Here is a 12,661-nt window from a genome sequence, read left to right on the forward strand (position 1 = left end):
TTCGTGCCCCAGTGGAAAAAAGCCGTGGCTATCCAGGGGATCGATGGTTTGGACGGACCGTCATGAGCGATCTGTTTAAGCCATCGAGCTAGCGTTCAGATTATACTCGCTTTTAGTATGTCGGACCATTGTCTGAATCAAGTTCTGAACCGGCGCGGGCTCAATGCTTGCAACGATTGGTTTCCCGTCGTTTAGCCGACCTTGGGGCAACGTCCGCTTACGGGCGACGCTCGCAACAGCATGTACAACCATGTTGGGTCGAAAGAAGCCTTCCTCCCGGGGACCAAACGTCGGGTTCCGCTCGGCAGGTAGGTGATGCGATCCATCCAGGCCACTGTCGATCCTCAGGCTGCCCTGACGACTGGAAGCTCGTCGATCCTGGTGGTGTAGCGGGGCGACCTCATCTCGAACTTGGTCGACCATTCGTGATTCGGGGCGAACCCTGCCGCCCCCGGGACGACCGCCCCGCGTCCGAAGCGATGGTTGCAGGCGTCGAGCGCCTCCATGAGGGCCGCCCTCATCTCCCGTTCGAGTTGCCCAAGGCCGGGCATCGCCCGCTGCGAAGTGGCGAGCGGCATCAGGTCGGTGGTGACCACGCCGCCCTTGGAATAGCGGTACCCGTCCCGCCAGGTCTTGCGGACGCCGTGTAGGCACGCCTTCAGCAGGGCGAGGGTGTCGCTGGTCGCCTCGGGCAGCGTGACCAGGGTCGAGACCGAACGCTGCGGTCGGTCGCGGTCATGCTCCGAGGTGTGGAAGAAGACGGTGACGTGGTTGGTGGCCAATCCCTCGCGCCGGAGCTTCTCCCCGAGCCTGAACGCATGCGTGGCCACGGCCTGCTCCATGGTGGCGCGATCCTCGACCCGCTCCGAGAACGACCGGGTGACGGCGCATCCCTTCCGGGTGGCGGCGACCGTCTCCAGGTCGAGGCAGGGGGTGCCGCGGAGCTCGTGCACGAGCCGCTCGCCGACCACGGTCATGGCCTTGTGGGCGACCTTCGGATCGAGGTCGCGGACGTCCGCGGCGTTGTCGCATCCGAGAGCCTCCAAGCGGCGGGCGTTCGCCGGGCCGACGCCCCAGATGTCGGCCACCGGAACACGGATGATCCAGTGGTCGTATTGTTCGTCGTCTGTCAGGTCGCAGACACCGCCGAGAACGGGGTTCTTCTTGGCAATGTGGTTCGCCAGCTTGGCCAGCGTCTTGGTGGGACCGATGCCGACGCAGGTCGGGATGCCGGTCCAGGCCCGGACGGTCTCGCGCATGTCGCGGGCGAGGGACTCCCGGTCGCGCTCCCGTACGTCGGAGACGTCCAGAAAACTCTCGTCGATCGAGTAGATCTCGATGCGGGGCGAGAAGTCCCGGTAGACCGCGTTCACCCGGGCCGACATGTCCCCGTAGAAAGCGTAGTTTGAGGAGTAGACCCGGACGCCCCGGGCCTTGCACATATCGCGGATCTTGAAGAACGGGTCGCCCATCTTGATCCCGAGCGCCTTGGCCTCGGCCGTGCGGGCGATGGCGCAGCCGTCGTTGTTCGACAGTACGATCACCGGCACCTTGGCTAGGCGCGCGTCGAAAACCCGCTCGCACGAGCAGTAGAACGAGTTTCCATCGGAGAGGGCGTAGGCCTTGGCGCTCATTCGCAGCGGCGTCTTGCGCAGACGGACCCGGAGACGACCCCCCAAACCTCGATCACGGCATCGGGGGAGAGCTGGAACTCGGGGAAGCGCGGGTTGGCGAAGTGGAGGCTGATCCGCGGTCCCTGGCGCTTCCAGACCTTGAAGGAGCGCTCCCCGTCGATGTCGACCACGACGATGTCGCCGGTACGCGGGGTAAGTGACCGGTCGACGATGGCGAGGTCACCGTCGAACAGGCGGGCGAGAATCATGCTGTCACCGGCGACCCGGACCAGGAAGGCGGCCGGGCGATTGACGATCAGCAGACGCTGGAGGTCGATCTCCTCCTCGATGAAGTCGTCCGCCGGGCTCGGGAAGCCGGCCCGGACCGGCTTGGCAAGAAGGGGGACCGGCATGGGAAAGCCGATGGTGACGCCGCTGATGTGCATGGTGCTCCTCCGCGAATCCAGGAACAAAAGCAGAACACGTTTATGGAGTTCCGTATAGCAGCTACGCTTCGTCGGGGAGGCTAGATGTCAGGACGCGCGCTCGGGTCCAGCCCGTGCCCAACGCAGCCCTGCCCGGCGTCTCGTGTTGCAGTGCAACATTCGCGGGCCCTGAGCCGTTGGACGGAAGCTACCCTTGCATCGCCGCGTGAGGGACGGCATCGGGCCAGGCGTTCGTCGAACGCCGCCACGATGCTGCCACCTCGCCGAAAGCCGTTCCAATGCGCATCGTGCCCGCCCTATCCATAGTTCTCATCGCGCTCGCGCCGCTTCCCGCGTTCGCTTCTTCATGCGCAGAGCAGATCGGCACCATCGAGCGCCGCCTTGACAGCGCCGGCGCCATTGAGGTCGCCGGACTGCAGGACGGCCACACGGTCCGCACCGGGTCTCCCCGTGCCGTGACCACGGTGCGCCTCGATGCCCCGAGCGATCCCGATACCGTCTCGACGGCCGACCACGTCGCAATCGCAAGAACCCTCATCATCCGGGCGACCGACGAGGACCGTCGCGGTGACAAGCGCGCCTGTGAGAACACCATGAGCGAGGCCAAGGGCATGATCGGCGCCCTGCCGTAGGTAACCCGCTTCGGCCGGTCCGGAATTGGTCCGGATCGGTATCCATCGACATGAAAGGGTGAAGCGATGCTCGGGGCAGCCGAATTCGAGGACATGCGACTGGACCTCGCCGCCGCGGAACAGGCTGCGTTGTACGACGTCGCCTTCGCCAGCCTGAACCGCCATTGGTCCGCACGGGGAGCCACGTCCGTCGGCAGCGTCACGCGGATCTGCGAGCTCGTCCATGTGCATGCCGCCGACCGCCCCCAGTCCGATTGGAAGGCGGTCGTGGCCGAAGCGACCAATGAGGCCGGCTTTCACGTTCGATGGGATGGCGACGAGGTGGCCTCTCTGGAAGCGCGGCCCTGACGAACCACCCCTTTCCAGCAGGCGACCCTTCCGGGTGACGATTGCTCGCGCGGGTCCCACCGGAACTCCCGTCGCCACGACACGATTTTCACGGGCCCGGGCATGAGCGGGTCTCTGCCCTTCCGCGGTCGATCTGATCCGACCGCATTTTCCAGGATTCCAGAATGACGGATGCCGTGAAACATCGCCTGACGATGCAGGACCCCCGCACCCAGTACCCGCAGCCTCCCTTCAAGCGTCAGCCGCAAGAGGCCCCTGGGCTCGCCAAGGCGATGGACCCGAAGCCGGACCATGGAGAGACGAGCTACAAGGGACATGGTCGCCTGGCTGGCCGAAAAGCCCTGGTGACCGGGGCCGACAGCGGCATCGGCCGCGCCGCCGCCATCGCGTTCGCGCGCGAGGGAGCCGACGTGGCCCTCAGCTTCGTCGAGGCCGAGTTGCCCGACGCGCACGAGGTCGCCAAGCTGATCGAGGCGGAAGGGCGCAAGGCGGTTCTGCTGCCCGGCGACATTACCGACAAGGCGTTCTGCGAGACCCTCGTCCACAAGGCCGTGGTCGAGCTCGGCGGGTTCGACATTCTCGTGAACAACGCCGGCAAGCAGACGAACCAGAAGGACATCGGCGACATCACGGACGAGCAGTTCGACCTGACGCTGAAGACCAACCTCTACGCGATGTTCTGGATCACCAAGGCGGCGATGCCGTTGCTCCCGGCCGGCGCCTCGATCATCAACACGGCGTCCGTCGTCGCCTACAACCCGCCGAAGATCCTGGTCGACTACGCGACCACCAAGGCGGGCATCATCGCGTTCACGAAGGCGCTGGCCAAGCAGTCCATCGAGAAGGGCATCCGCGTGAACGCGGTCGCGCCGGGCCCGTTCTGGACCGCGCTCCAGCCCTCGGGCGGCCAGCCGCAGGAGGCGGTCGAGAAATTCGGCTCCGAGGTGCCCCTGGGCCGGCCGGGCCAGCCGGTCGAGCTCGCCCCCATCTACGTGTTCCTGGCCTCGCAGGAGGCGAGCTTCGTCACCGGCGAGGTCTACGGCGCCACCGGGGGTAACGGCACCGCGTAGCGTTAAGCGGCTTCCGCCATTCGGATGCCGTCGCCCTCATAGGGAGGCGGCGATGAGATTCTTGATGCGGGTCGCGAGCGTCTCCAGCACGAACGGCTTGGTCAGGACCTGCATCCCCGGTCGGAGGTGCCCGTTACCGAGGACGGCGTTCTCGGCGTAGCCGGTGATGAACAGCACCTTCAAGTCGGGACGCCGCTCACGGGCGGCGTCCGCCATCTGTCGACCGTTCATGCCGCCGGGTAGCCCCACGTCGGTCACGAGCAGGTCGATGCGCACATCCGACTGCAGCACCTTCAGGCCGGACACGCTGTCGGCGGCCTCGATGGCGGTATAGCCGAGATCCTCAAGGACCTCGGTGACCAGCATGCGCACCGAGGGCTCGTCGTCGACGATCAGCACCGTCTCGCCCTGGCCGGCCCGTCCGACCTCGGCAAGCCGTCTGGCGACGTCTATCCTCTCCGGCCTCGCCATAGTGGCGCGGCAGGTAGAGGCAGACGGTCGTACCCTCGCCGACCGCGGAATAGATCCGGACCTGCCCGCCGGACTGGCGTGCGAATCCGTAGACCATCGACAGGCCGAGCCCCGTGCCTTCGCCGAGGGGCTTGGTGGTGAAGAACGGCTCGAACACCTTGGCCAACAGGTCGGCCGACATGCCCGTGCCGGTGTCGCTGACACACAGGCTGAGGTACTGCCCCGGCGGCATGTCGTGCTGGCGGGCACCGGCCTCGTCAATCCACTTGTTGGCCGTCTCAATGGTGATGCGGCCGCCGTCCGGCATCGCGTCGCGAGCGTTGATGCAGAGGTTCAGCAGCGCGTTCTCAAGCTGGCCCGGGTCGATTAGGGCCGGACAGATCCCCGACAGGCCGCGACCTCCAGGTGGATGGCCGGCCCGACCGTGCGCCTGACGAGTTCTTCCATGTCCGTGAGGAGGCGGTTCACGTTCGTGGGCTTGGGGTCTAGGGTCTGGCGGCGCGAGAAGGCGAGCAGGCGATGGGTCAGGGCGGCGGCGCGTTTGGCCGCGCCTTGGGCCACCGTCATGTACCGGTCGATCTCCGTGAGGCGGCCCTGCGCCATCCGGGTCTGCATCAGTTCCAGCGAACCCGAAATGCCAGCCAGGAGGTTGTTGAAATCGTGCGCCAGCCCGCCCGTGAGCTGGCCTACGGCCTCCATCTTCTGACTCTGCCGCAGGGCCTCCTCGGTCAGGCGAAGCGCCTCGGCCTGGCGCTTGATCCCGGTCACGTTTCGCACTGAGGCGTAGATCAGGCCGTCCCGTGGCACCGCGTTCCATAATAGCCAGACATCGCCGCCGTCCTTGTGGCGGTAACGGTTCTCCAAGGTGATCTGGGGCTCGCCGCGCGCCAGGCCGGCCGCGGCCGCCAGGGTGGGGGCGACGTCTTCGGGATGCACGAAGTCGAGGAAGGGCCGGGCCCGCAACTCCGCCTCGCTCCAGCCGAGCGTCGCCGGCCAAGCCGGTTTGAGGCTGACGAAGTAACCGTCGAGGTTGGCCACGCAGAGCATATCGGACGACGCCTGCCAGACTTGGTCGCGCTCGGCCGTACGGGCCGCGACCTGACGGGCGAGGCCGGCTTCCGTTCGCTTACGTGCCGTGACGTCGTGGACGAACACGTGGAAGCCGTCGACGGTCCCGTTCGCGGCGCGGCGGGGCAGGTATCGGATCTCGGCGATGCGCGGTTCCCCGTCGCGGCGGGGCCAGTCGAGCTCGAAGGTGACCGCCTCGCCCGCCAGGGCCCGGTCCATGTGAGGCTTGCGGGCCACGTAGCCTTTCGGGCCGAGGAGTTCCCTCACGTCCCGGCCGACGACCGCTTCGGCGGGGATCGAGAACCAGTCGTCGTAGGCCCTGTTGGCGAAGCGGTAGACGTGATCGGCGCCGATGAAGGAGATCAGGACCGGCAGCGCGTCCGTGATGAGGCGGAGCTCGCGCTCGCCGGACTCGGCACGCTTCTCGATGGTTCGGCGCTCGGTGATGTCCGAGAAGAAGATCGCGACATGGTTCGCGGCCGGATCGCCGGTCCGCAGGGCGCGCACGTCGAACCACCGTCCGAACACGTCGGCGTAGTGCTCGAAGTGCGCCGGCTCGCCGGTCAGTGCGCCGCCGCCGTAGGTGTCGAACCAGTGCCGTTCCAGGTCGGGCGCGAACTCGCTCACCCACCTGCCGGCGACGTCGGCGCCAGTCTGGCGGACGAAGGCGGGGTTGGCCTCCAGGATGCGGTAGTCGATGGCGCTCGTGCCCTCGAACTTCATTTCAACGATGCAGAACCCGACCTCGATGCTCTCGAAAAGCGTGCGGTAGCGCGCCTCGTTCTTCCGCAGGGCGGCCTCGGCGAGAGTACGCTCGGTGACATCGTGCCCTTCGACGAAGATGCCGCTGACCGCCGCGTGCGCGTCGGTGATCGGCTGGTAGACGAAGTCGAGGTAGCGCTCGTTGACCGGACCGTCCGACGTCGATTGGACGTCGTACCTGGCGCCCGTGGCCCTGTGTGCCTTGCCTGAGCGGAAAACCTCGTCGAGCAGGTCCGCATAGCCTTGCGCGGCCGCGTCCGGGAGCGCCTCCGCCACGGTGCGACCGATCACGTCGCGATGGTCGACGACCTGTTGGTAAGCTGCGTTGGTCAGCGCGAAGCGATGCTCCGATCCGGTCAGCAGGGCGATGAAGCTCGGGGCCTGTTCGAACATCTGGGCGAGCGAGGCCGACCGGGCACGCAGGTTGCGGACCTCGGCTTCGAGTTGCTCACGGGATAGGGTTTCGGGTCCCGGAAGTATCACGGGGTGCATGCGGACCAGGTTAGCGCGCGATTGTGTTGCACGAGAGAGGATCTAGGGCGGGACGCCACACCGGCCCCGTTCCTCGATGTCCGGTCAGTGAGCGGTGGCGAGCGGACTGAGATGAACCGAACCGATGTCGGTCAACGGGACGTCCACGGCCACGTGCAGCCCGGATCTGGCGAAGTCGAGGGCCACCGTCCCGTCGAGCTCACGTTCGACGCTGACCGTGATCAGGCGGGTTCCGAAGCCGCGACGCGCCGGCGGCGAGGCGGGCGGTCCTCCCGCCTCTCGCCAATCCAGCCGCAGACGACGCCTACCGCCTTCGTCGACGATTACGGACCATGCGACACGGACCTCGCCTCCTTCGACCGACAGGGCACCGTGCTTGGCGGCGTTGGTGACGAGCTCATGCAGGGTCATGCCGAGGGAGAGAACGTGGCGCGGCGGCAGGTCGACGTCCGGACCGTCCAGCACGAACCGGACCTCGTCGCCGCGATAGGGGTCGATCTCGTTCTTGAGCACCGCGCGCAACGGGGCGCCCGACCAGTCGTCCCGCGTCAGCAGATCGTGGGTCTTCGACAGCGCGAGGATGCGCGCCTCAAGGCGTTCCCCGGGGGCATCGCCGCCGCGGGTCGATTGCCTCGCCAAGGCCTGGACCGTGGCGAGCGTGTTCTTAACGCGATGGTTCAGCTCGTGCAGCATCGTGACCTGACGCTCCTGCATGGCCCGGCCATTGCGGATCTCGTCCTTGAGCTCCGCCTCGTTGCGCTGGAGGGTCGCTGCCATCGCGTCGAGCTTGCGCCCGAGCCTGCCGAACTCGTCGCCACCGTCGAGGCCGTTGCGTGCGGCGAGGTCGCCGGCCTGCCACCGCGAGGCCGTCCGGAGCAGACGGTCGAAGGGTCGGCGGATGAAGGCACGTCCGGCCAGGAGGGCGGCCGCGAAGGCGAGGATGGCACCGAGCGCTATCAGCACCAGCCCACGTCGCGTGGCGGCGTCCACGTCCGCGAACGCGACGTCCCGGTCGCGGCCGACCGTGACCCATGCGGGGGAGGCGGCGCCCGAGGGCTTGGCGTTGGCGAGGACGCGTTCCCGGCCGTCGATGCCGAGGTCTACGCGGACGCCCTCGCCCCGATCCGTCAGGATGCGCTGCCGCTCGGCCGGGATCGGCTTGCCGATCCAGCCGCCCCCGTCCGGGTAGCGTACCAGGATGGTCCCGTCGCCGTCCGCCACGGTGACGGAGGTCGTGGGCAGCCGTAGGTTACGCCTGAGGTACCTGTCGAGCCAATCGAGGTCGACCGCCGCCGCCAGGACGCCGATGGTCTTGCCTTCCGCATCATGCAGCGGCTGCGCGAAATGCAGCGAGTCCTTCCGGGAGGCATTGCCGCGGGCGTAGGTCCCCATGACGAACCCGTTCTCCGCGACAGCCCGACGCTGGTAGGCGCGGTCGGGTACCGTATAGGAGCCGGCAGCCGACCCGATGCTGTTGCACACGACGGTTCCGTCGGGCCGGGTCAGCGCCAGGACCGCAAGGTACGGGTTGTCCGTGACGGCACCGCGCAGGTATTCGGTGCAGCCCGGGGGCTCCATCGCCCTGATCGTACGGTCCTGCGCCACGAAGTTCAGGGCCTGCCGTGCGATGTCGGCGACCTGCGACAGGTCTTCGGCGACGGTACGGGCGGTAGCCATCGTATCGGCGCGCACGGCCGCGTCGCGGGCGGTGCGCAGGGCGAACTCGTTGTAGCCCTGGATGGCGAGGGCGGGGGCGAGGGCGAGAAGCACCAGCAGCAGGATGCGGGTCGTCAGGGACATGGCTTGCACGAGGTCCTACGCGGCACCTTGGGGGACCGGGACGTTTGGGGGCGCCGGAAGGGCGCGCCGTTCCATGCGGCATCGCCAGGAGGCGTATGGATCGGACGTGGCATGCCGGCGACGACACGACGGGGCATCGGGCATCCTACTGGAACCCCCGCAACGGGGCCTCCACCAGGCACGTGACCCCGGCTGAGGGGTATTCCAGCTTCAGCGTACCTCCGACCTGGGCGACCAGGCCCCGCTCGATGAGCCTCGACCCGAACCCCTTCCGTGAAGGCGGCGAGACGGGAGGGCCGCCGCTCTCGCGCCAAGCCAGGTGCACCATCGGCTCGCCATCCTCACCGTCCACCGACCACGTGATGGACACGCGTCCCTCGGGACGGGACAGGGCCCCGTACTTCGCGGCGTTCGTGGAAAGCTCGTGCAGCATCAGGCCGAGGGACAGGGCGGCCGGTCCCCCGACCTGGATGTCGGGCCCTTCGTAGGTGATGCGCCCCGACCCGTCGTCGAGAAGACCGATGCCGCCGCGGATCGCCTCGTCGAGCCCGGCGACCTCAGCGGTGCCGCCGAGCAGCACGTCATGGGCCTTGCCGAGGGCGATCAGGCGCTTCGACAGCTTCTCTCCGACCGCCACGATGTCGGTGGCGCCGCGAAGGGTCTGGGTGGCGATGGCCTGGACCATGGCCAGCAGGTTCTTCATCCGGTGACTGAGCTCGTGGTTGAGCAGGTCCTGCCGGCCCTCCGCCTCGGAGCGGGCGATGGCGGAGCGCGTACGGTCGGCGACGTTGCGCAGGAAGCCGATCTCATCGGCGGTCCAGGTGCGGGCATGCCCGGACAGCATGAAGAACAGCGCCACGAAGCGACCGTGCTCCATCAGCGGGATGTTCACGAGAGAGGTGGCCTGGATCGCGACGAGGGACGCCGCCTCCTCGGACGAACGCGGATCCGTGGTGACGTCGTCGATGACGACCGTCTCCCCGCGCTTGAGCTCCTCGATATACGACCCGTAATCGCGGAAGCGATGCTCCCGCGGGATGGTCCCGAGCCCCGGCGCCGACCAGTCGCGCTCGATGGTGATGGTCTCCCGGTCGGCGTCCGCGGTGCCGTAGCCGGCGTGGCTGAGCCCGAGGGTGCGTCCGGCGATCTCGGCGGCGACGGCGGCGATGCAGGGGCGGTCGCTCAGGTTCCTCAGGCGGTCGCCGAGCTCGATCAGCGCAGCCTGGCGGGCCTCATTCCCGCGCTGTGCCGTGACGTCGAGGAAGAGGCAGGTGAAGCGTTCGCCGCGATCGGGGCTGACCCGCACCTCGAAGCTGCGTCCGAGACCCGGAACCGTGATGTCGAAGAGCGTCGGTCGACCCGTCTCGACTACCCGCCCGTAAGTGGCGATTAGGCCCGGATCGATGTCGGGCACGAACTCCCGGATGGTGCGTCCGACGCAGTTGGAGGGCAACCCGGATTGACGTGAGAAAGCCGGGTTGATCTTCAGGTACCGGTAGTCCGAAACCTTGCCGTCCGAGTCGCGCACGACCTCGCCAACGAAAAATCCCTCCTGCATGTTCTCGAACAGGCCCCGCCAACGGGCCTCGCTCGCGGTGAGCTTCCGTTCGTCTTCCAAGCGCTCGCGGGCGATGGAGAGGAAGCGTGCGACCGTCTCGAAGAACGTCAGGGTCTCGTCGTCGAAGGCGGCCTTGTCCCCGCTGCCGAACGAGATCACGCCGCTCACCCTGCCCTGGCTGAGGATTGGGTAGCCCGCATAGGCCGTGATGCCCGCGGCCTTCGCGAAGGCGTGGCGCGGCTCGTGGCTCCCTTGCAGGTCCGTCAGCACCACCGAACGACCGAGTTCGGCCACCAGCCCGCAGAGCGTGCTGGCGAAGGGGGTGCAGCGCAGCTCGGTCCGGCCCGCATCGTCCACGCCGACCGTGTGGGTGAGGACGAGGGTGCCGTAGGCCATGTCGGCGTCGTAGGTGAAGCTCCGGTCGAACCCGATCTCCGCAGCGCCGTCCTCCAGGATCGGCCCAAGGGCCGATGCCGGGTCCGATGCGTCGAGCAATGCCGTGGATGCCTGGGCAAGAAGGTCGAGGCGACGCTCGCTCGCCTTGCGTGCGGTGATGTCGCTGACGGTGAGCACGGCGCTCGTCACCGCCCCCTTGACGTGGACGGGTGCATTGGTGGCGAGCACCTTCACCGTGGTGCCGTCCTTACGGAAGAAGGTGTCCTCGCGGTCGACCATGGTCCGGCCGTGCCGAAGGGCATCGACGAAGTTGCACTCGGAGGCGGGGAAGGGACTGCCGTCCGGATGGCTGTGGTGAAGGAGCTCGTGCAGGTTGCGACCGTGGAACTCGGATACCGACCAGCCGAACATCGCCTCCGCGGTGGGGTTCGCGAAGGTGATGAGCCCTCGCTCGTCCATCTGGAACACGGCCTGTCCGACGTGGTCGGTGACCGTCTGGAGCAAATCGGTCTGCATACGGAGCGCCTCGGCCGCGAGGCGCTGCTCCGTCCGGTCGCGCAGCATCTTGACGAAGCCGACCGCCTCGCCGGCCTCGTCGCGCAGGACCATCATCTCGCCATTCGCCCAAAAGCGCTCGCCGTTCGCACGCAGGTGCCAGCGCTCGTCGGTGCCGCGCCCGGTCTCCAGGGCGGCCGCCATCTCCTTGGCCGGGATGCGGTCCTCGCGGTCCTCTGGCGTGAAGAAGGTGTCGGCCGGCTTGCCGCACATCTCGCCGGGCTCCCACCCGAGGATAGTGGCGGCCCCGGCGTTCCAGTCGGTGACGATGCCGTCCCGGTCGAGGACGATGATGGCGTAGTCGATGGCGCTGTCGAACACCGCCTTGTAGCGGCTCTGACTTACGAGGGCGCTGCGACGGGCCTCCGCCTCCCCGACCTGGGAAATCCCGGCCGCCACCGTGCCGGCGAAGAGGCCGGCGACCTCCATGTCACGCTCGGTGAAGGCGCCGACCCGGCTCGACTGCACCTTCAGGACGCCGATGCCCTCGCCGGCGCGATAGAGCGGTACGACCACGCAAGAGCGCAGCGCGAGGTGTTCGGCAACGGTCCGCTTGACGTTCGGGTCATCGAACACGTCGGCCACGACCCGCGCCGTCCGAGATAGCAGGCATGCCCCGGCCAGGCTGTTATGGACCGGAAGCCGCAAGCCGGAATGCCGGCCGAGGCTGCCCGTTCCACTGCGGTAGACGAGTTCGTCGCCCTCGCGCATCTCTACGACGGCGCCTTCGGCCTGGGGCAATGCCCGCATGGCGCCGTCCACCACGACTTTGAGGATGCCATCGAGGCCGTCACCAGATGCCGCCATGGCTTCCTGGACCGCTAGCAGCGCCTCGTGCTGGGTCACGGTCGCACGCTGGCCGGCGAGCATGCTGTCACGCTCCGCCAGGGCCCGACGGAGTTCCAGCTGGGCCATCACCTGCCCCGCGAGGGCCCGCAGGGATTCCTGCTGGTCCGGTGTCAATCCCTCCGGACGGGGGGTTCCGTCGATCACGCACAGGGAACCGATGGCCTCGCCGTTCGACGACACCAAGGGAGCGCCGGCGTAGAAGCGGATGTACGGCTTGCCCGTCACGAGGATGTTCGCGCGGGTCCGCGGGTCCTGCGTCAGGTCGGGGATGACGAGGATCTCGGACCGGCCGAGCGTATGTGCGCATACCGAACCGTCGAGCGAGGTCTCGCACATCTCGAAGCCGACCCGGGCCTTGAACCATTGCCGGTCACCCGTCACCAGGCTGATGAGCGCCACGGAGGTGCCGCACGCCTTGCGTGCTAGCAGGACGATGTCGTCGAAACCCTTTTCCGGCGGTGTATCGAGGATGTCGTACGCATCCAGAGCCGCGAGCCTGAAGGGGACCTCGACCTCCGGTGGGATGGGGGGCCGTGCGATCATCGTCCGGTTTTCCGAAGCTTGAGGCGGAAGTCCTCCGACGATAACCCCGGCGGCGTAC

The 12,661-nt window shown here is 67.7% G+C and carries 7 protein-coding genes and 2 pseudogenes; 3 read left to right on the forward strand and 6 right to left on the reverse strand.

The annotated features are described in order from the left end of the window. Positions 1–344: 344 nt before the first annotated feature. Both MKK54_RS15275 and MKK54_RS15280 read right to left on the reverse strand, forming a co-directional pair. Positions 345–1,634: a Y-family DNA polymerase gene (locus tag MKK54_RS15275; protein ID WP_244012045.1), complete on the reverse strand. Its 1,290-nt coding sequence runs from the start codon at positions 1,632–1,634 to the stop codon at positions 345–347. Further along, positions 1,631–2,059: a LexA family protein gene (locus MKK54_RS15280; RefSeq protein ID WP_244012046.1), complete on the reverse strand. Its 429-nt coding sequence runs from the start codon at positions 2,057–2,059 to the stop codon at positions 1,631–1,633. The genes MKK54_RS15275 and MKK54_RS15280 overlap by 4 nt, the downstream gene beginning before the upstream one ends. A 278-nt stretch (positions 2,060–2,337) precedes the next feature. On the opposite strand from MKK54_RS15280, the gene MKK54_RS15285 reads away from it, so the two are divergent. The 3 genes from MKK54_RS15285 to MKK54_RS15295 all read left to right on the forward strand — a co-directional run bounded on the left by MKK54_RS15285 (position 2,338) and on the right by MKK54_RS15295 (position 4,109). After that, the gene (locus MKK54_RS15285) at positions 2,338–2,691 is read left to right on the forward strand and encodes a hypothetical protein (RefSeq protein WP_244012047.1); all 354 of its coding nucleotides are present in this window, start codon (positions 2,338–2,340) and stop codon (positions 2,689–2,691) included. A gap of 66 nt (positions 2,692–2,757) precedes the next feature. Continuing rightward, positions 2,758–3,039 carry a hypothetical protein gene (locus MKK54_RS15290; RefSeq protein ID WP_244012048.1) on the forward strand — a complete coding sequence of 94 codons (282 nt, stop codon included), beginning with the start codon at positions 2,758–2,760 and terminating at the stop codon, positions 3,037–3,039. Positions 3,040–3,203: 164 nt separating this feature from the next. Continuing rightward, entirely contained in the window at positions 3,204–4,109 is a 906-nt protein-coding gene (locus tag MKK54_RS15295) for an SDR family oxidoreductase (RefSeq protein WP_244012049.1), read from the forward strand. 36 nt (positions 4,110–4,145) lie between these two features. Here MKK54_RS15295 and MKK54_RS15310 read toward each other — a convergent pair. The 4 genes and pseudogenes from MKK54_RS15310 to MKK54_RS15320 all read right to left on the reverse strand — a co-directional run. Further along, positions 4,146–6,461, reverse strand: a pseudogene (locus MKK54_RS15310) (PAS domain-containing protein); the annotation flags it as partial. A gap of 9 nt (positions 6,462–6,470) precedes the next feature. After that, positions 6,471–6,902, reverse strand: a pseudogene (locus MKK54_RS24785) (PAS domain-containing protein); the annotation flags it as partial. A gap of 84 nt (positions 6,903–6,986) precedes the next feature. After that, positions 6,987–8,702 (reverse strand): sensor histidine kinase, encoded by a 1,716-nt coding sequence (locus MKK54_RS15315; RefSeq protein ID WP_244012052.1) that lies wholly within the window; start codon positions 8,700–8,702, stop codon positions 6,987–6,989. Between the two features lie 145 nt (positions 8,703–8,847). Beyond that, positions 8,848–12,603: a GAF domain-containing protein gene (locus MKK54_RS15320; RefSeq protein WP_244012053.1), complete on the reverse strand. Its 3,756-nt coding sequence runs from the start codon at positions 12,601–12,603 to the stop codon at positions 8,848–8,850. Positions 12,604–12,661: the final 58 nt, after the last annotated feature.

Source organism: Methylobacterium sp. J-068 (genome assembly GCF_022829445.1).
Classification (GTDB): Bacteria; Pseudomonadota; Alphaproteobacteria; order Rhizobiales; family Beijerinckiaceae; genus Methylobacterium.

Excerpts from the sequence above, each read along its gene's own strand:
- MKK54_RS15275 (WP_244012045.1), bottom strand. The coding sequence starts at position 1,634 with ATGAGCGCCAAGGCCTACGCCCTCTCCGATGGAAACTCGTTCTACTGC.
- MKK54_RS15280 (WP_244012046.1), bottom strand. The coding sequence starts at position 2,059 with ATGCACATCAGCGGCGTCACCATCGGCTTTCCCATGCCGGTCCCCCTT.
- MKK54_RS15285 (WP_244012047.1), top strand. The coding sequence starts at position 2,338 with ATGCGCATCGTGCCCGCCCTATCCATAGTTCTCATCGCGCTCGCGCCG.
- MKK54_RS15290 (WP_244012048.1), top strand. The coding sequence starts at position 2,758 with ATGCTCGGGGCAGCCGAATTCGAGGACATGCGACTGGACCTCGCCGCC.
- MKK54_RS15295 (WP_244012049.1), top strand. The coding sequence starts at position 3,204 with ATGACGGATGCCGTGAAACATCGCCTGACGATGCAGGACCCCCGCACC.
- MKK54_RS15315 (WP_244012052.1), bottom strand. The coding sequence starts at position 8,702 with ATGTCCCTGACGACCCGCATCCTGCTGCTGGTGCTTCTCGCCCTCGCC.
- MKK54_RS15320 (WP_244012053.1), bottom strand. The coding sequence starts at position 12,603 with ATGATCGCACGGCCCCCCATCCCACCGGAGGTCGAGGTCCCCTTCAGG.